Origin of the sequence: Streptomyces sp. NPDC005866 (genome assembly GCF_040629895.1) — a bacterium.
Lineage (GTDB): Bacteria > Actinomycetota > Actinomycetes > Streptomycetales > Streptomycetaceae > Streptomyces.
Genome location: NZ_JBEXWP010000010.1, coordinates 61,006 through 78,541, shown reverse-complemented (window position 1 = coordinate 78,541; position 17,536 = coordinate 61,006). Strand labels below are relative to the sequence as shown.

At 71.8% G+C, this 17,536-nt stretch carries 16 protein-coding genes and 1 pseudogene; 7 read left to right on the top strand and 10 right to left on the bottom strand.

Going from position 1 to position 17,536, the window contains the following annotated elements:
• The first annotated feature begins 13 nt into the window (after positions 1-13).
• From ABZ396_RS16855 to ABZ396_RS16845, 3 genes are all read left to right on the top strand, one after another.
• Entirely contained in the window at positions 14-757 is a 744-nt protein-coding gene (locus tag ABZ396_RS16855) for a hypothetical protein (RefSeq protein WP_359184952.1), read from the top strand.
• Positions 693-947 (top strand): peptidylprolyl isomerase, encoded by a 255-nt coding sequence (locus ABZ396_RS16850; protein WP_358918330.1) that lies wholly within the window; start codon positions 693-695, stop codon positions 945-947. Before ABZ396_RS16855 ends, ABZ396_RS16850 begins: the two co-directional genes overlap by 65 nt.
• A 64-nt stretch (positions 948-1,011) precedes the next feature.
• On the top strand, positions 1,012-2,118 hold the full coding sequence (locus ABZ396_RS16845) for a glycosyltransferase (RefSeq protein ID WP_358918202.1): 1,107 nt from the start codon (positions 1,012-1,014) through the stop codon (positions 2,116-2,118).
• A 46-nt stretch (positions 2,119-2,164) separates the two neighbouring features.
• On the opposite strand, the pseudogene ABZ396_RS16840 reads toward ABZ396_RS16845, so the two are convergent.
• Positions 2,165-2,296: pseudogene (locus ABZ396_RS16840) on the bottom strand (ISAs1 family transposase); the annotation flags it as partial.
• 30 nt (positions 2,297-2,326) lie between these two features.
• On the opposite strand from ABZ396_RS16840, the gene ABZ396_RS16835 reads away from it, so the two are divergent.
• Complete coding sequence (locus ABZ396_RS16835; RefSeq protein ID WP_358918200.1) at positions 2,327-2,839, top strand: GNAT family N-acetyltransferase; 513 nt, start codon at positions 2,327-2,329, stop codon at positions 2,837-2,839.
• Here the strand turns inward: ABZ396_RS16835 and ABZ396_RS16830 are convergent.
• The 3 genes from ABZ396_RS16830 to ABZ396_RS16820 form a co-directional block, all read right to left on the bottom strand.
• On the bottom strand, positions 2,810-3,076 hold the full coding sequence (locus ABZ396_RS16830) for a hypothetical protein (RefSeq protein ID WP_358918199.1): 267 nt from the start codon (positions 3,074-3,076) through the stop codon (positions 2,810-2,812). The two genes, ABZ396_RS16835 and ABZ396_RS16830, sit on opposite strands and share 30 nt — an antisense overlap.
• Positions 3,077-3,319: 243 nt before the next feature.
• Positions 3,320-3,943 carry an ATP-binding protein gene (locus tag ABZ396_RS16825; protein ID WP_358918197.1) on the bottom strand — a complete coding sequence of 208 codons (624 nt, stop codon included), beginning with the start codon at positions 3,941-3,943 and terminating at the stop codon, positions 3,320-3,322.
• A 183-nt stretch (positions 3,944-4,126) separates the two neighbouring features.
• Positions 4,127-4,450: a hypothetical protein gene (locus tag ABZ396_RS16820; RefSeq protein WP_358918196.1), complete on the bottom strand. Its 324-nt coding sequence runs from the start codon at positions 4,448-4,450 to the stop codon at positions 4,127-4,129.
• Positions 4,451-4,806: 356 nt separating this feature from the next.
• On the opposite strand from ABZ396_RS16820, the gene ABZ396_RS16815 reads away from it, so the two are divergent.
• Positions 4,807-5,931 carry a PLP-dependent cysteine synthase family protein gene (locus ABZ396_RS16815; RefSeq protein ID WP_358918194.1) on the top strand — a complete coding sequence of 375 codons (1,125 nt, stop codon included), beginning with the start codon at positions 4,807-4,809 and terminating at the stop codon, positions 5,929-5,931.
• 124 nt (positions 5,932-6,055) lie between these two features.
• Here ABZ396_RS16815 and ABZ396_RS16810 read toward each other — a convergent pair whose 3' ends face one another.
• Positions 6,056-6,871: a DeoR/GlpR family DNA-binding transcription regulator gene (locus ABZ396_RS16810; RefSeq protein ID WP_358918192.1), complete on the bottom strand. Its 816-nt coding sequence runs from the start codon at positions 6,869-6,871 to the stop codon at positions 6,056-6,058.
• Between the two features lie 550 nt (positions 6,872-7,421).
• Here ABZ396_RS16810 and ABZ396_RS16805 point away from each other — a divergent pair.
• The gene (locus ABZ396_RS16805; protein WP_358918328.1) at positions 7,422-9,671 is read left to right on the top strand and encodes a hypothetical protein; all 2,250 of its coding nucleotides are present in this window, start codon (positions 7,422-7,424) and stop codon (positions 9,669-9,671) included.
• Here the strand turns inward: ABZ396_RS16805 and ABZ396_RS16800 are convergent, their stop codons facing one another.
• From ABZ396_RS16800 to ABZ396_RS16785, 4 genes are all read right to left on the bottom strand, one after another.
• A complete protein-coding gene (locus ABZ396_RS16800) occupies positions 9,672-12,110 on the bottom strand; it encodes a right-handed parallel beta-helix repeat-containing protein (protein WP_358918326.1) in 2,439 nt (812 codons plus the stop codon).
• 177 nt (positions 12,111-12,287) lie between these two features.
• Entirely contained in the window at positions 12,288-12,893 is a 606-nt protein-coding gene (locus ABZ396_RS16795) for a hypothetical protein (protein WP_358918190.1), read from the bottom strand.
• A gap of 446 nt (positions 12,894-13,339) precedes the next feature.
• On the bottom strand, positions 13,340-14,164 hold the full coding sequence (locus ABZ396_RS16790) for an MOSC N-terminal beta barrel domain-containing protein (protein WP_358918188.1): 825 nt from the start codon (positions 14,162-14,164) through the stop codon (positions 13,340-13,342).
• 42 nt (positions 14,165-14,206) lie between these two features.
• Entirely contained in the window at positions 14,207-14,695 is a 489-nt protein-coding gene (locus ABZ396_RS16785; RefSeq protein ID WP_358918187.1) for a DUF6643 family protein, read from the bottom strand.
• A 295-nt stretch (positions 14,696-14,990) separates the two neighbouring features.
• Between ABZ396_RS16785 and ABZ396_RS16780 the strand changes: the two genes are divergently transcribed.
• Complete coding sequence (locus ABZ396_RS16780) at positions 14,991-16,319, top strand: TerD family protein (RefSeq protein ID WP_358918324.1); 1,329 nt, start codon at positions 14,991-14,993, stop codon at positions 16,317-16,319.
• Positions 16,320-16,334: 15 nt separating this feature from the next.
• On the opposite strand, the gene ABZ396_RS16775 is transcribed toward ABZ396_RS16780, so the two are convergent.
• The gene (locus ABZ396_RS16775; protein WP_358918185.1) at positions 16,335-17,528 is read right to left on the bottom strand and encodes a glycosyltransferase; all 1,194 of its coding nucleotides are present in this window, start codon (positions 17,526-17,528) and stop codon (positions 16,335-16,337) included.
• Between the last annotated feature and the right edge of the window lie 8 nt (positions 17,529-17,536).

Here is a 17,536-nt window from a genome sequence, read left to right as displayed (position 1 = left end):
CGGCGCGGCAGGAGTGGACGGTGCGACCGGCCCGACCGGCCCGACCGGCGCGGCAGGAGTGGACGGTGCGACCGGCCCGACGGGTGCGGCAGGAGTGGACGGTGCGACCGGCCCGACGGGTGCGACGGGTGCGGCAGGAGTGGACGGTGCGACCGGCCCGACCGGCCCGACCGGCGCGGCAGGAGTAGACGGTGCGACCGGCCCGACGGGTGCGACGGGTGCGGCAGGAGTGGACGGCGCGACCGGCCCGACCGGCCCGACCGGCGCGGCAGGAGTGGACGGCGCGACCGGCCCGACGGGTGCGGCAGGAGTGGACGGTGCGACCGGCCCGACCGGCCCGACCGGCGCGGCAGGAGTAGACGGTGCGACCGGCCCGACGGGTGCGACGGGTGCGGCAGGAGTGGACGGCGCGACCGGCCCGACCGGCCCGACCGGCGCGGCAGGAGTGGACGGCGCCACAGGTGCGACCGGTCCGACCGGCCCGACCGGCGCGGCAGGCACCACACAAACGCAGTTGCTGGACTCGCCCTTGAACCCCCAGACGATCCCCGCCGGCAGCACGGTGACGTTGCAGGGAGGGGACTGCACCACCCTCGGGTCGTTCGTGGCCGTCAGCGGCGGCGAGAACCAGGTGGGGGGATCGGGTGAGGTGCAGACGCTGACGAGCTCTCCGGGTAACTCCTGGACCATCTCTGTCCACAACCCTGGCGTCGACGCCGCGACCGTCAACGTCACGTCGGTCTGCCAGCCGGTCTGATCCCGGGCGAAGAGCGATTTCAGGCCGCAACGGCAGCCAGTTCTTCATCAGTTACGCCGACCCCCAGGCCCGTAAGCCGGAGGCTTGGACACCTTTCGGGACCGTTCTGAGCGGCCTCGACGTCCTGAAGTGGATCGGAAAGAACCGAACTCGGAACGGCCCTCCGACGGCAGGCCCAAGAAGCCCGTGATCATCGAATCGGTGACCGTTCGGCAGTGATCCGCCGCAAGCGACAGCACCCATAAGAGGACCCCATGAACCCAACCATCTGCCTGGGCATGATCGTAAAAAACGAATCGAAGATCATCGACCGCTGCCTGACCGCGGCGAAAGAGGTGATCGACACATGGGTCATCACCGACACCGGCTCCACCGACGGTACCCAGGACATGATCCGCCTGGCGCTCGACGGAATCCCGGGCGAACTGCACGAAGTGCCCTGGGTGAACTTCGGATACAACCGCACCCTGAACATCCGGTACGCCCGCGGCAAGGCCGACTATCTCCTACTGCTGGACGCGGATCTCGAAGTGCTGCGTGAGGGCGAGATTCCCCCGCTGACCGCCGACGAGTACATGCTGTGCCATGACGGCGACACTTCGTTCCGTATGCCGCGGCTCGTCCGCGGCGACCTGCCGTGGCGGTACGAAGGCGTTACCCACGAATACCTCACCTGTGACCAACCTGTACGCCGGGAGAACCTGGATGCCCTGGTCATCCGCGACCACGGCGACGGCGGCTCCAGGCACGACAAGTTCGAGCGCGACGCACGTCTGCTGAACCTGGAACTCCAGCGCGACCCGGACAATCCGCGCACTGTGTTCTACCTGGCGCAGACCATGCGGGACCTGGGCCACACGGCCGAGGCGATCGACCTCTACGAGCGCCGCGTCGCCATGGGTGGTTGGGAGGAGGAGTTGTATTACTCCCTGTATCAGATCGGCCTCCTCAAGGCCGCTGTCTCGGACTGGCCGCACGCAGCGGAGGCCTTCACCAAGGCGTGGGAGACCCGGCCGCAACGGCTCGAGGCCTGCTACCAACTTGCCTCGCGGCTACGGAAGATGGAGCGCTACCACACTGCACACGCGCTGCTCGGCAGCGGGATCCGCAAACCCCTGCCCTCGGCGGACATCCTGTTCACCCAGCCCTGGGTGTACCGGTGGGGGCTCCTCTTCGAGTACTCGATCACCGCCTACTGGGTGGGGGACTACGGCCGGTCCATCGTCGCCTGCGACGAACTGCTGTCGATGAACGACCTCCCTGAGGCCGTTCGCGAACAGGTAGAGAAGAATCGGGTGTTCGCCGTCGAGAAGCGCCGGGAGTCTCGTCGTTCGGCCGATGTCGGCGGCGTCGGCCAGTAGGCGGCTCACGCGAGTTCCGAAATCCCGGCGGACCACGGCGACCAACTCGAATGCCGATCTCGCGCAGTGCTGCGGTCAGGGCGTCGTTGCGGCGGGCGGCGGTGATGACGAACACCCGGGTGCCGTCTTGCCGGACTGCTCCGCGCAGGCATTTGCCGTCCACGGCGAACGCGCGACGGCACAGTGCGGCTACGACCCGGAAAGGGCCATGGCCATGAGCCTGTTCATCGCCAAGGTCCACGGCCTGGCCGTCGCCGAGCACGCCCGCGGCCAGGGCATCGCCGCCGCACTGCTCAAGCGGACCTGGCAGGTCTACGAGCAGCTGGGCTGTACGGCTCCTACGAAGCCGACCGCGATCACGGCGCCTTCTACACCCGGTGCGGCTACACCGTCCACGTCCCCGGCGAGCGCTTCGCCCTCGACCGCGTCGCCCTCCCCTTCAGGCTCGGCGCCGGCGACGACCAGTGCATGTTCACCCGCTGGCGCCCCGTCACTGACCGAGCAGCGCACTACAGCGGAGGACCCCGGCGATGCAATCACTGGGGTCCTCCGCTGTAAACCGGCCCCTGAGCTGGGCCGCAGCCGCTTAGCGTTGTTTTTCCCGCGAGAACTGCTGGGACCCCATGACCCCCGCGAGTTCGCGAAAACTGAAGGGTTCTCGGCGGGAACCCGAGGGTCCGGTGCCCTGATGTCAGGGGGTGGACCCGTGGGCTCGTGGTGAAGTCGCGGGGTCGGTCTCCAAAGGTCGCTCCAGGAGAGCGCGGGCGGAGTTCGCGTAGCGGATCGCGGTCTTCTCGTCCAAACCGAAGACCTCGGCGAGGTGGAGCGGGTCCGGGCCGTGGACAAGGGCTTCTTCGAGCTGACGGTCGACGCGGAGCTGCTCCAGGGTGGCGTCCTGGCCGTGGAGCTCGTGTCTGATCCACCAGCCGCTGACCGGCCCGGTCTCCAGCGCAGTCATCTGGTTGATGAGTTTCACAGGCCACTGCCGACCGGTGAGGGTCGGTCTTACACGGCCTCCGCAGGCCTGACATCCCGCCCGTCCGGCGGTAGGTCCGACAACTACGTTGTCGGACAAGGCGATCCTGCCATGAATCTGCGGCCCTCCGGGCCGCCGGGGCGAGGATGCCCTACACCTCCACCCTGAAGGGTGGAGCACTGGGCAAGTGTTCGGTAGCGCCCGAGGAGGAGACTCACCGCCCGCTCAACTGGCGACAGTCGAGCGGGCGGGAGCATGTGCGGTGTCAGGGGCGCCGGCGGTCGCGGGTACGCCGGTGGAGGCACTGGCGTTGACATGTGCGGCGGAGGCGCCGACGGTCGCATGACCGGCAGCGGGCGCACTGGCGGCCGCCGGTCCCGCCGCGACGACCCGGCGGGGTGCCGCCTCGGCGGTACGGCGCTGCGGGCGGGCCGCCTTCGGTGTGGCGGTCGGCGCGGGCAGGGTGAACCACACGACCTTGCCGTCGTCGTGCGGCCGTACCCCCCAGCTCTCGCTGACGGCGGCCACCATCGCCAGGCCTCGTCCGCAGGTGGCCATCGACGCGATGTCGGTCCCGTCCTCGACCACCGGGAGGCGCGGATCATGGTCACGGACCGACACTGTGAGGCGGTCGAGCTGGAGCTCGATCTCCACGGTGCAGTTCTTGTTGGGCTGGGCGTGCCGGTGGACGTTGGTCAGCAACTCCGTCACGCCGAGCGCGGCCCGGTCTATGAGCGGGTCCAGACGCCAGTAGCGCAACTGTGCAGATACGATTCTGCGGACCTGGCCGATCCGCGAGGGCAGGGCTTGGAGCTCCACCGAGCAGTGTCTGCTTGGGTGTTCGATCACGACTGCGACTCCCCGACGTGAGGTCCGGAAGAACACGGAGAACGGATCCAGCAGGGTGCCGCCGTCCATGGGGCCGCCTGCTGTCGTGGCCGGCGGGCTGGTTCGCAGCGTTATCGCCGGTAAACCCAGAGTGACGTGAGACAAGCGTGACCCAGCGCGTACGGTCCCGCAACTCGCCGTGGTTCAGCGGTCACGCCCAGCGGCTCGCCGTACCGCCTCGATGAAGCGGCGCGCCGCGGGCGGCCCGGGCTCGCCCGGTGCCGGATCGTGGTCGCCCAGGGTGAGTGAGTAACGCTGGCCGTTGAGGTCGGCCTTGGCCCGGTCCTCCGACGCGAACCATGGCTTGGAGGCTCGCACCGCCTGCACGGGCGCGCTGTCGATCTCGCTGCCGTAGCTGGTCAGCAGCTGCAGCCTGCCGTCGCTTATCCGGACCTGCCCGGCCCGGGTGAGCGAACGCAGCCGCTTGTCGATCCGCACGCCCTTCGCCGTGAACTCCGGCTCCGCCATCCTGCCCCGCCCCTTCGAGTGTGTCGGTCGCCGGCCCGGAAGCTTGTGGCCCCCGCCGGCGCGCTCCAGCTCGTCTCTTGATCCAGTGTGCGTCCCCGTTCGGGACGTTCGTCCCGTCCGGTGGCAGTCTGCCCGCCCTCGGCGAGGAGCACCAGTGCGCACAGGCCGCTGGGCAGGGGGCGCTCGGAGCACTCGCCGCGATGCGCCCCCGAAGGGTTCGCGCCACTGTTCCCCAGGGGGCCTTTGAGGCGCTCAAAGATGCGTTTATGCAGGTGAGAAGCTATGCGGAAGGTGCTTATGATCGATGCGTCGGCCGCGCTCGGACGCCGTCGGCGCGAAGCCTAAGGAGTCCCGCCGTGAGCACCACCCCGCAGATCCGAACCGGCGCCACCCTCGACGTCGACCACAGCGACACCGAGTACCGCGGCTGGCTCAAAGAAGCCGTCCGCAAGGTCCAGGCGGACGCGAACCGCTCGGCGGACACCCATCTGCTGCGTTTCCCCCTGCCCGAGGCCTGGGGCATCGACCTCTACCTCAAGGACGAGTCGACCCACCCCACAGGAAGCCTCAAGCACCGGCTGGCCCGCTCGCTCTTCCTCTACGGCCTGTGCAATGGCTGGATCCGGCCCGGCCGTCCCGTGATCGAGGCGTCCAGCGGCTCGACGGCCGTCTCCGAGGCGTACTTCGCCAAGCTGATCGGCGTGCCCTTCATCGCCGTCATGCCGCGTACGACCAGCTCGGAGAAGTGCCGGCTCATCGAATTCCACGGCGGGCAGTGCCACTTCGTGGACGACTCCCGGAAAATGTACGAGGAGTCCGCGCGCCTCGCGGTGGAGACGGGCGGCCACTACATGGACCAGTTCACCTACGCCGAACGGGCCACGGACTGGCGCGGCAACAACAACATCGCCGAATCCATCTTCCGTCAGCTGGAGTTGGAGCGGTTCCCGGAACCGGCGTGGATCGTCGCCACGGCGGGGACCGGCGGTACGTCCGCGACCCTCGCGCGCTATGTCCACTACACCCAGCGCGACACGCGGATCTGTGTCGCCGACCCCGAGAACTCCTGCTTCTTCGAGGGCTGGACCACCGGCGATCCGGACGTCACCTGCGACTGCGGGTCCCGGATCGAGGGCATCGGGCGGCCGCGGATGGAACCCAGCTTCGTGCCCGGCGCCATCGACCGGATGATGAAGGTGCCGGATGCGGCGAGCGTGGCGGCGGTACGGGCGCTGGAGCGGGCGATCGGGCGGAAGGCGGGCGGTTCCACCGGGACCGGGCTGTGGAGCGCGCTGAAGATCGTCGCCGAGATGGTGGCGGCGGGGCGCACGGGGAGCGTGGTGACGCTGCTCTGCGATCCGGGGGACCGGTATCTCGACAAGTACTACTCGGATTCCTGGCTGGAGGAGCAGGGGCTGGACATCGCGCCGTACTCAGCGGCGATCGAGGCTCTGCTGGACACTGGGGTCTGGCCGGGATAGGCGCGGGGGGTCTGCGGGCAGTTCGGAGGCGGCGCGTGGGTCTGCGGGCCGTTCCCGGGGGCGCGGTTGCCTGTTGCTCGTGGCGCTCGCTCGGCGGAGCCGGATCCGTCAACTGTCTGCACCCTCAGTCGGTTTCGCCCGCCACCACCAGACGGCGCAGGTGCTCGGAGATCTCCGCCCGTGCCGCCGCGGGCAGCCCGGCGTCCGTGACCAGCGTGTCGACCTGCTCCAGCTTGGCGAACGAACTCAGGCCCACCGTGCCCCACTTGGTGTGGTCGGCGACCACCACGACCCGCCGTGCCGACTGCACCAGGCGGCGGTTGGTCTCCGCCTCCGCGAGGTTCGGCGTGGAGAGCCCTGCCTCGACCGATATGCCGTGCACACCGAGGAACAGCAGGTCGAAGTGGAGCGCCGCGATCGCCTGGTCGGCCACCGGGCCGACGAGCGAGTCGGACGGGGTGCGCACTCCGCCGGTCAGGACGACGGTCGCCGCGCCCTGCCGCTGCCCGGAGACGCGCTGCGCCGCGTGGAAGACGTCCGCGACCCGCACCGAGTTCGTCACCACGGTCAGGTCGGGTACCTCCAGCAGTTGATGGGCCAGCGCGTACGTCGTCGTTCCGCCGGACAGGGCGATCGCCGTACCCGGTACGACCAGTTCGGCGGCGGCCCGGGCGATGTCCTCCTTGGCGGTCAGCTCCAGCCCCGACTTGGCCTCGAACCCCGGTTCGTGCGTGCTCGCCTCCACCACCGGCACCGCACCGCCGTGCACCTTCTCCAGTACGCCCTGCCGGGCCAGCGCGTCCAGGTCCCGCCGTACGGTCATGTCCGACACACCGAGCTTGCGGGTCAGTTCGTTGACCCGTACGCCACCCCGGCGCCGGACCTCGTCCAGGATCAGGGCGCGGCGCTGCTCCGCGAGGAGGTTCTGGTTCTCGCTCACGTACGCTCCGGTCCTCTCGCCTCAAGCCGTCCGACACGCCCTGCGTACCGGCTCCGACCAGGACATTCCGCCCGGCTCCGGTGCGTGGGCGCCCCATCCTTTCACGGGACCAAGGCGGTTGCGCCACTCCCTGTGTCGGTGCGCACATGTCATTCGGTCACCACGTGTTCCACCAGGTGTCACACACAACGGGGAGATTCCGTGACGAGTGGTGTGTGTCACACCGGAATCGGAGATCCTGAACCCCGCACGGACACAGACCATCGGCGCGTCACGGGGAAGTGCGAGAAGAGTGGAACGCGCGCAGGAACACACCACCGGCGACCTCGCGGAGCGGCCGACGGCGACCGGGACCGCACCCGGCCAGCAGCCCGGTGCCACGCGGCCCGACCCGGCCGAACGGCTCGCAGTCGGGACGACCGGCCCGGCCGAACGGCTCGCGGTCGAGACGAACGGCCCGCCTGAGCGGCCGACAGCCGAGAAGAGCGGGTCCGCCCAGCGGCTCCCCGGTGGGAAGACCGACTCCGCCGAGCGGTCCGCCCTACCGGAGATCGACCTGGAACTGCTGGTGCACGGCGTCGGCGGCTCCACGCCCGAGAAGATGCTCGACGATCCGCGCACGGTACGGATCACCGGCGACGACACGGCCGCCGTCTTCCGGCGCGCCGAGGACGTCGACGCCGAGTCGCGGCCCGGCGACTACCGCGACCGTCCGGTGCCCGAGGCCTACGTCTGGTGCAAACTCACCTCCGGCGACGCCTCCCGCGCTCTGTGGCTGCTGCTCCTGCCGTTCATGGTGGTCAACCTCGCCCACTGGATGCGCCCCGCCGCCCAGGACCGGCCGCGCACCGTGCGTCTCTACGGCCTGCTGGTCCGGCTCGCCGGGCTCACCCTGACGGTGTTGCTGGTCGCGGCCGCCTGCGAGGTCGCCCTGGACCTGACCGCCTGGCAGTGCGCGGGCGTCACCGCCTGCGCCCGCCGGCACTCCTGGCTCGCTTTCCTGTCACCCTCCGGCTCCGACGGCGGCTGGTGGAGCGCCCCCGGTCGCCGGCTCGCCCTGGCCGCCCTGGTGCCCACCGCCCTGACCGGCCTGCTCTCGTACCTCTCGCACCGCACCTGGAGCGCCTACGAGTCCACCCGGCCCATGGCCCACGACGCCGAGCCCGGGCACACCTCCCTCGGCAGCCCCGGCTTCTGGTACGGGCGCCGGCTGGTGGCCCGGCTGCGCGCCGCCCACACCGCGGCGGGGCTGCTCACCGTCGCCGCCGCGGTCCTCGCCCCGGCGGCTTCCTTCGACCGCCGGACCGGCGGACCCGCCGTACTCGACGCGGCCGGGTGGCTTCTGTTCGCTGCGCTGGCCGCCATGGCGGTCGCCGTGGTGTGGGTGGTCTGCCGCCGGGGCCGCAGCGAGAACCTCCTCGACCAGGAGCTCGACCGGCATCTGGTACGACGCCTGCCGCTCGGCGCACTCGCTGTGCTGGTGCTCGCCGTGCTGTACGCCGGCTGGTCGCGGCCGGGGTGGCACTCCGTGGGGCGGCTCGCCGGGGACACGGCCTTCGGCGGCCTGGCCCTGGCCCAGGGCGTGCTGGTGATCGTCCTCGGGGCCGTCGCCCACGACCTGCACCGCCGGCTCCCCGATCCGCGTGCCGCGATGCGCGGTCTCGGCGGACCCGCGGTCGCGCTGCTCGCCTGTGCGCTGGGCGGCGTGATCTCGGGCGGAGTCGCCCAGCGGGTCTCCGACTGGCTGGACGGCACCGGAACCTCCATCGCCGGGCCGCCGGTACTGCTGACCTGGCAGGCCTCGGTGATCCCGGCCGTTCTCGTGGTGCTGCTGGCCGCGGTCGCCTGGCTCTCCTGGCGCACCTCGCGGCTCAGCCACGCCGAACGCGCCGCCGTCGACCTCGACCACGCCGGCGAGCCGGAGGACCCGGCACGCACCCGCCGTATCGCCCGGGTCCGTGCCATGGCCGCTCTCACGGACCGGACCCCGCTCGTCGTCACCGTGCTGTGCGCCGCCACGCTGGTGCTGGGCGCCGGGGCGCTGGTGGGTGCGCTGGCCACCGGGAAGACGCCCGACGCGGCCGCCGACCGGACACACGCCCTGGTGCACGGCGCGGCCCAGACCTCCCAGGCGCTCGGCTCCTGGCTGGTCGGGCTCGGCTTCATACTCTTCGTCACTTGGGGCCGGCGTGCCTACAAGGACGCCTCCGCCCGGCGCACCATCGGCATCCTCTGGGACGTCGGCACCTTCTGGCCGCGCGCCGCCCACCCCTTCGCGCCGCCCTGCTACGCCGAGCGCGCGGTGCCCGACCTGACCTGGCGCATGGTCACCTGGACCCGCCGCACCGGTGGCCGGCTGGTCATCTCCGGTCACTCCCAGGGCAGCGTCCTCGCGGCAGCGGCGGCCTGGCAGCTGACCCCGTCGGTCCGCAAGCGGGTCGCTCTGCTGACGTACGGCTCCCCGCTGGAGCGCCTGTACGGCCGCTGGTTCCCCGCCCACTTCGGTCCGGCCGAACTAGGCTCCCTGCACCGCGAGATCGCCTGTTGGCGCAACCTCTACCGCCTCACCGACCCCATCGGCGGCCCCGTGCGGATCCCCGACGGCGACGGCCCGGAGGTCGACCACCCACCCCTGAAGGACCCCCTCGCCTACGGGCGCACCCCGGGGCACCCGCTGCCCGCCCCGATCCTGGGCCACTCCGACTACCAGGCTGACCCGGTCTTCGCCGAGGAGCGGGAACGGCTGCTGGCGCGGCTGCGCCCCGAACTGCCCGGGCAGCGCCGGCAACCGGCGGGCTGATCAGGCGAGTTCGGGGAGGTCCTCCGCGTACAGCAAGGTGAGATCGTCGGTGCTCGGGTCGGCGAGCTGGGCGACCCGGCTCGCGTGCCGCTCGACCATCGCCTCGAAAGTCTGCCGGGCGGTACGGCCGTTGCCGAACGCGGGGCCCTTGGGGAGCGCTGTGAAGTACTCCCGCAGTGCCTCGGAGGCGCCCGGTGCCAGCCGGTACTCGTGCTCATCGGCCTGCTGCTCCACGATCCGCAGCAGTTCGTCCGGGCCGTAGTCGCTGAAGGTGATGGTTCGGGAGAACCGGGACGCCACCCCGGGGTTGACCGAGAGGAAGCGCTCCATCTCCTCCGTGTAGCCCGCGACGATCACCACCACGGCGTCCCGGTGGTCCTCCATCAGCTTCACCAGCGTGTCGATGGCCTCCTTGCCGAAGTCCCGCCCGGCGTCCTGCGGCGACAGCGCGTACGCCTCGTCGATGAACAGCACACCGCCGTGCGCCCGCTGGAAGGCCTCCTGGGTGCGGATCGCCGTGGAGCCGATGTGCTCGCCGACCAGGTCGACCCGGGAAACCTCGACCAGATGGCCCTTCTCCAGCACTCCGAGGGAGGCGAGGATCTCGCCGTAGAGCCGGGCGACCGTCGTCTTGCCGGTGCCGGGAGAGCCCGTGAACACCAGGTGCCGCTTGACCGAGGCGGCCTTCAGACCGGCCTGCTGGCGGCGCCGGCCGACCTCGATCATGTCGGTCAGCGCACGGACCTCGCGCTTGACGCTCTCCAGGCCGACCAGCGCGTCGAGTTCACCGAGCACGGCCTTGGAGGTGCGGGCCGGCTCCTGGGGTGCGGCGGGGGTGAGCAGCGGCTCCTGCTCGGTGCTGCGCTGGCCGGGGATCGCGCCCAGCAGGCCGTGGGCCTGGTGAGCGGTCTGTACGGCCGGCTCACGCGCCGCGGGCGGCCGCAGGCTGCCGCTCTCGTCGGTGGTGCAGTCCTCGACCACCGGGCCGGTGCCCGAGCCCGCGTCCGGACCGCCGTCCGCGAACTCGTAACCTCCGCGCGCGCACCGCTCCGTGCGGCACTTGCGCAGGGTCGTACGACAGCCGTCGATGACATGGAACCCGTAGCCGCCGCTGCCGGTGACCCGGCAGTTCTGGAAGGTGCCGCGGCCGCCCGCCGACACATAGAAGCCCGCCTCGGCAGGGGAGTCCACCGTGCAGCGCTCGATGGTGGGGTCGGCACCCTTGGTGACGATCACTCCGGTCTGGGTGCCGTCCACCGTGCAGTTGTTGAGGGTGCCGCCGCTGCCGTGGTCGCGGAACCAGGCGCCGGTGGCCGCGTCCCGGATCCGGCAGTCGTCCAGCTGCGCGGTCGCCCCGTCGCTGACCGACACCGCAGTGTTGCGCACCTGGGAGAGGTCGCTGTCGACGACGTCCGCGCGGGAGCCGCGGTCCAGCACGAACAGCGCGTCCGGCACGTCGTGCACCCTGCAGGAGTCCAGGACGGCGGTGGCGCCGTCGCTCACCCACACCGCCGGATAGTCGCCCGTGCTGTCGAAGATCTCGCACTGGTTGGCGTCCACGCGGGTGCCCGGGTCCCACACCGACAACCCGTTGCGCCCGAACTGACGCACGGTCGTCCGTGTCAGCGTCAGCACCGAGCGCGAGCGCAGGTCGACCGCGTTCTCCGGGATGTCGTGGATACGGCAGTCGGCGAGGGTGAGCACCGCGTCGGTGTCGAGCGTCACGCCGTCGGCGGTGGTGCGGTGCACATCGCAGTCGGTGAGATGGGCCGTGGCCCGCGCGGTGACCTGCACGCCGGAGCCGCGCACCTCGTAGATCTCGCAACCTACGGCCTCCAGCGCGGAGTTCTCCCCGGTCGCCGTCACACCCGTGCCGGAGGCGTGGTGCACCCGGCAGCGCTCCAGCCGTGGGTGGCCGCCGCCGCGCACCGCCACGCCCGCCTGACCGGCCGCCACGACCTCGCACTCCTCGAACACCCCGCCGCCGCCGTCGAGTACGGCGATACCGATGCCGGCCGGGTTGTCCACCGTGCACCGCCGCACGGTCGGCCGCGCCCCGCCGCGCACCTCGATGCCGGCGGCGGAGCGGGTGACGATCCGCACGTCCAGCAGCTCGGGCGCGCCCTCCTCGACGAGCAGCGCGGGCGCGGCCGCGTCCTGGCCCTCGACGTGCAGGTCCTGCACGACGGCCGAGGCCCGCACCGTCAGCGGCACCCCGTCCGCGGGCGCGATGCGCACCGAGCCGGGCGAGCCCTCCGGCCCGCGCAAGGTCACCGCGCGCTGGACGACGAGGTTCTCCCGGTAGGTGCCGGGCGCGACCGTCAGGACGTCGCCGTCGGCGGCGGCCTCCAGGGCGGCGGCGAGCGACGCGTACTCACCCGTGCGGCGCCGCCACCTCGATGTGCCGGTGTGCGTCACCTGGACCGTGCCCTGTGCCATGGCGTTGCTGAGCCCCCACCTCGTCGTACAGATCGCTCGCTCGCCTTCGGTGCGGGCCACCTCGGAGGGTGTCCGGCCCCTGCGGTCCGCTCACGCGCGGGTCGATACCGAATGCGCTTCGGCCGGTCCACCGTAGCGTGCGCCGAGGTGGTGCATTGACCAGAGAAGGAAAGGCCCTCAGCTGCCGGTGCCGGCCTTGCCCCAGTCCGGGCCCGCCCGGTCCCAGGCCTGGTCCCAACGCGCGTATCTGCGACGGACCATACGCCAGACGATCATCCGTCTGCCGCCCTCGATCAGGCCCGCGGTGAGGAGGGTTGCGCCGAACCCGGCCAGCACGGCGTGGGTCGTCGCGGTGGCGGGGTCCAGCGGGCGGGCCGTCAGCAGGCCGTGCCGGTCCGTCCAGATGCCGAAGTGGTCGCCCTGGTGCGGGGACTTGAGGGCCGTCAGGGCCAGGCCGTGCTGCCGGGTGCCGTCGGGTGCGGTCCAGTCGGCGAGGACGCGGCTGCGGGTGTCGTGGGCGCTGGTGGCGTCGGGGTCGGGCTCCATCAGGGAGCCGCCCAGCTTCCGTACGACGGTGGCCGTGACGAGATGCCGGTCGTGCTGCTGCTGCCGGACGGACCGCTGGAGGGTGTCCTGGGCGGCGACGCCGACCAGCGAGCCGAGCAGGGGCGCGGCCACCATGATCAGCAGCAGCGCCACCAGGGCCACCCAGGCCTCGACCAGGTCGGTCGCGCGGCGCAGCGGATTGCGCCGCCAGCGCCACAGGCCGCGGATCGCTCGCACCGTCCACCACCCCCTTCCCGCTCCGTGATAACCCCCGCCCGAGCCGTTCACTCGTGAGCCCGGCCGAGAGAGAGCGAAATCACCCCCGGCCTGGCTTTCACGAACTTCTCACGACCCTCAACGACCGGGCCGCGAACTTGGGTTCCCGCCGAGGCGGAGATCACTCGACGCCCAGCCGACGCCGCTGGCTCGGGTGAGGGGGGACGGGTGGTGGGCGGGTTGGGCGAGGGCGGCGCGGGTGGTGGCGGGTCGAGCGAGGCGCCGGGTGGCAGCGGGTCGGGCGACGGGCGCGGGTGGCGGCGGGTCGTGCGACGGTGGTGCGGCCGCTGGGCGGCGGCTTGAGCGTAGGGCGCTGGGGGCGGGCGGCGCGTGGTCGACGACCGTCAGGGCGGAGCCGGTGGGGGCGCGGGTCGCTCGGCCCAGGGTTCGGCTCGGCTGTGGCGACCTCAGCCGAGGACGCGGACCGGGTCCCCGACCCGGATCGGGCCGGCGAAGCACGGCACCAGGTTCTGGCCGAAGACGAGCTGGTTGCCGACCCTGCGATGCCGCGCCAGCGTCCGCAGCGGTTCCCTGCCGCGCTCGGCGGTGGCCTGGTCGGTCGTGGTCACGACGCACCGCCCGCACATCTTCGACAGCCGGAACTCGACCTCGCCGATGGCGATCCGTGTCCAGTCGTCCTCCGCCCAGGGCTCCGTGCCCCGCACGACGACGTTCGGCCGGAAGCGGTTCATGGGGAGGGGGCCCTCGTCGGCGTGGTCGCCGTGCGCTATGAGGGAGTTGAGGGCGTCCAGCGAGGCCTCTGTGGTGAGCAGCAGGGGATAGCCGTCGGCGAAGCTCACGGTCTCGCCGGGCAGCGCGTAGTCCGGGTCGATCGGGCGGCGGGTGGCGGGATCGTCCATGTGGACGAGGCGGACATCGGCCCCCAGATAGTCGCCGCACCAGGCGTGCGCGGCCTCGGCCGCGAAGAGTGCCTCCACCTTCGTGCCGAAGATGTCCACCGGCACCGTGGCCGCCGGCTGCGGGACCGGCACCTCCAGGGAGGCTCGCCCGGGCGCGGCCAGGCGGATGCCGCCGCCGGACAGCAGCTCGGCGGCGGCGAGCGCGAGGCGCGGCTGTTCGCGCTGGGTGACGACCTTTCCCCCGTCGTCGATCAGAGCCCAGCGCCGGTCACCGGCCAGCCCCCAGGGCTCCACGACGGCCTGCCGGGGCGAGAAGCCCCGGAGCGCCTTGACCGGGTGAACGTGTATCGACTGCAGTTCGGCGATCCCCATGACGCCATCGTGCCAGGTGGCACTGACATCAGGGGGTGCCGATCAGTAGCCGCGGTACTGCTGCTGTTGCTGGTTGTACGGGTCCTGGTACGGAGCCGCCGGCGCGGGGCGCGGAGCCGCCGGGCGCATCGCCTCGTACCCGGTGCCGCCCATCATCGGGCGCTGCGGCTGCGGCTGCTGCTGGCCGGGGTAGCCGCGCTGTGCCGGCGCCTGCTGCTGGCCGGGGTAGCCGCGCGGTGCCGTCGCCTGCTGGGGGATGTACGCCGTGGGCGCCTGCTGCAGCGGAGCGGGCTGCTGCATCTGCGGGTATCCGTAGCCGGGGGCCGGGTGGGAGGGGCCCGCCGGGAGGGCGGGCAGTGCCGACGGCAGCGCGGGCAGGTTCAGGCTGCTCGGCGCGTCGTAGGCGGGAGGGACCCGGATCGGGGCGATCTGCGGGGTGCCCCGTTCGGCCACGAGCGAGTCGTAGATCGGAGTGTCCGGGAAGGAGGCGGAGTAGTAGCCGCCGCCATAGGTGGAGCGGGGGGAGGTCATGGCACATAAGTTAAGCCCACGATGTGCTGGTTGGGGAGACCGATAAGAGGGTTGTTTTCCGTGTCGGCAGTGACGCCGCATCCCCAATACGAGCGAACTCGGCAAAAAAGGACGGCAATCAACCTTCTGATCGTGTAAAGGCCGAGTTCCGCGCTGGTTACCGGCAGTTGGACAGGGATCTTCCTGCCCTCTCATGGGACTTCTCCGTCCCCGGGAATAGGTTGTGCGGGTAGGGATGATCTGGGACCGCCGGGCGCGCCCGGCATGCCGACACGTGATGGGGGCGGGCATGTCAATGCCGAAAGGATCCAATACGCCGGTACCGACGACGGCGCTGCGTGTTGAATTGGGCTGGCGCTCCGGTCCGGGTGCCCCCGACACGGACGCCTCGGCGCTGCTGCTGGTCGCCGGAAGAGTGCGCTCCGACGGTGACTTCGTCTTCTACAACCAGCCGGCGCACGCCTCCGGCGCCGTCCGCCACGAGGGCAAACAGCGCTCCGGCGACCAGGTCACCGACACCCTTTTCGTCGACCTCGCGCGCGTGGAGGCCCCCATCGAGCAGATCGTGCTGGCGGCCTCCGCCGACGGTGGAGCGTTCGGCCAGGTCCCCGGTCTCTACATCGAGGTCCGGGACGCGGCGAACGGGAATCAGGTCGCCCGGTTCGACAGTACGGGCGCCACGGTGGAAACCGCTTTCGTCCTCGGTGAGTTGTACCGACGCCAGGGCGGCTGGAAATTCCGTGCCGTGGGGCAGGGCTACAGCAGCGGGCTCGAAGGACTCGCCACCGACTTCGGGATCACGGTGGACGAGCCGCAGCACCAGGCACCGCCGTCCGGCCCCCAGGCCGCCCCACCGGTCTCGCCCGCGCTGACCGTGCCCCCCGCCACCCCGCGGACGCCGGCCCCGGTGCCCCCGCCGGCCGGCGGTCTGCCCTTCCCGCAGCACACGGCGCCGACCAGCGGCGGCCTGCCCCTGCCGCCGCCCCCGTCGGCCGCGCCCGTGCGCCTGTCCAAGGTGACGCTGACCAAGGCGGCGCCCTCCGTCTCCCTGGCGAAACAGGGCGGCACCTCTGGCTCGCTGCGAGTCAACCTCAACTGGCAGGTCCGCAAGCAGGCCCCGGGCTGGGGAGGCCGGGACGGCGGGGCCGACCTCGATCTCGACCTGTGCGCCCTCTACGAACTCGCCGACGGCCGCAAGGGCGTCGTCCAGGCCCTGGGCAACGCCTTCGGCTCGCTCAGCCGGCCGCCGTACATCCACCTCGACGGCGACGACCGCACCGGTGCCGTGGCCGGCGGGGAGAACCTCACCGTCAACCTCGACCACAAACAGGACTTCCGCCGCATCCTGGTCTTCGTGACTATCTACCAGGGCGCCAGGTCCTTCGCCGACCTGCACGCCACCGTCACCCTCCAGCCCCAGCACGGCGCCCCGATCGACTTCTCCCTGGACGAGTGCACGGTCCCCTCGACCGTGTGCGCGCTCGCCCTGCTCACGAACACCGGCGGCGACCTCGTCGTGCAGCGCGAGGCGCGCTACCTGGTCCCGGACCGCGGGGTGAGCCCGCAGCGGACCGTGGACCGCGCCTACGGCTGGGGCATGAACTGGACGCCCGGCCGCAAGTGACAGCGAGGGAGGAGATCAGCCCTCGTCGGTCACGGTGCCGGGACGCGCGTACGTACGGCCCTTCCAGGCCGCCCCGCGCCCACGGTAGTGCTGCACCGCCGAGTCGACCGTCATCAGGAGATACAGAAACGCGGTGAACGGCAGCAGGGGGGCGAGCCACAGCGGCTGCCGGTAGTAGCGGAGCATCGGCACATACGTCGCGGTCATCACCAGCCAGGCCGCGGCCCCGAGGAGTGCCGCCGCCGCGCTCCCGGCGACCGCCCCCGCCAGGACCGCCGCCGGGGGCACCAGGTACACCAGCGCGAGACCGGCGACCGTACCGAGGAGCAGCAGCGGGTTGTGCCGCAGCTGCGCGTACGCGCTGCGGGAGACCATCCGCCACAGGTCGTGCAGCCGGGGATAGGGCCGCACGCTGTCCACCCGGTCCGCGAGCCCCAGCCAGATGTGTCCTCCGGACCCCTTCACCGCGCGGGCGAGCGCCACGTCGTCGATCACGGCGTGCCGGATCGCGTCCGGGATGCGCGCCTTCTCCGCCGTGTCGGCGCGCAGCAGCACACAGCCGCCCGCCGCTGCCGCCGTACGCGACCCCTTCCGGCCGATCCGGCGGAACGGGTACAGCTGGGCGAAGAAGTAGACGAAGGCGGGGACCACGAGCCGCTCCCACAGGCTCGCCACCCGCAGCCGGGCCATCTGCGAGACCACGTCGAAGCCCCCGGTGCGCGCGGCCGCCACCAGCAGCCGCAGGCTGTCCCGCTCGTGTGCGATGTCCGCGTCCGTCAGCAGCAGATACTCGGGGCCACGCGCGCGTGCCAGCGATACGCCGTGCCGTACCGCCCACAGCTTGCCCGTCCAGCCCGCCGGCGGCTCGCCGGGCGAGGCCACGGTCAGCGGCAGCCCGCCGTGCCGTGCGGCCAGCTCCCGGGCCAGCTCACCGGTGCCGTCCCTACTGCCGTCGTCGACCAGGAACACCTCCGCCCGCCCCGGGTAGTCCTGCGTCAGCAGCGACGGCAGACTCAGGGGCAGTACGGCGGCCTCGTCCCGGGCCGGCACGACCACGCAGACATCAGGCCACTCCCCGGGATCGTGCCGGGGCGGCAGCCGGAGGTCGGTGCGCCAGAAGAAGCCCTGGCAGAGCAGCAGCCACAGCCAGGCGGCGAGGGATACGGCGGCGATCCACACGAAGGCGCTCACCCGCGCAGTCTGCCCCACGGGACCTG

Coding starts and splice junctions, on each gene's coding strand:
- ABZ396_RS16790 (WP_358918188.1), bottom strand. CDS start 14,164: ATGGGGATCGCCGAACTGCAGTCGATACACGTTCACCCGGTCAAGGCG.
- ABZ396_RS16835 (WP_358918200.1), top strand. CDS start 2,327: ATGGCCATGAGCCTGTTCATCGCCAAGGTCCACGGCCTGGCCGTCGCC.
- ABZ396_RS16845 (WP_358918202.1), top strand. CDS start 1,012: ATGAACCCAACCATCTGCCTGGGCATGATCGTAAAAAACGAATCGAAG.
- ABZ396_RS16785 (WP_358918187.1), bottom strand. CDS start 14,695: ATGACCTCCCCCCGCTCCACCTATGGCGGCGGCTACTACTCCGCCTCC.
- ABZ396_RS16800 (WP_358918326.1), bottom strand. CDS start 12,110: ATGGCACAGGGCACGGTCCAGGTGACGCACACCGGCACATCGAGGTGG.
- ABZ396_RS16820 (WP_358918196.1), bottom strand. CDS start 4,450: ATGGCGGAGCCGGAGTTCACGGCGAAGGGCGTGCGGATCGACAAGCGG.
- ABZ396_RS16780 (WP_358918324.1), top strand. CDS start 14,991: ATGCCGAAAGGATCCAATACGCCGGTACCGACGACGGCGCTGCGTGTT.
- ABZ396_RS16830 (WP_358918199.1), bottom strand. CDS start 3,076: ATGACTGCGCTGGAGACCGGGCCGGTCAGCGGCTGGTGGATCAGACAC.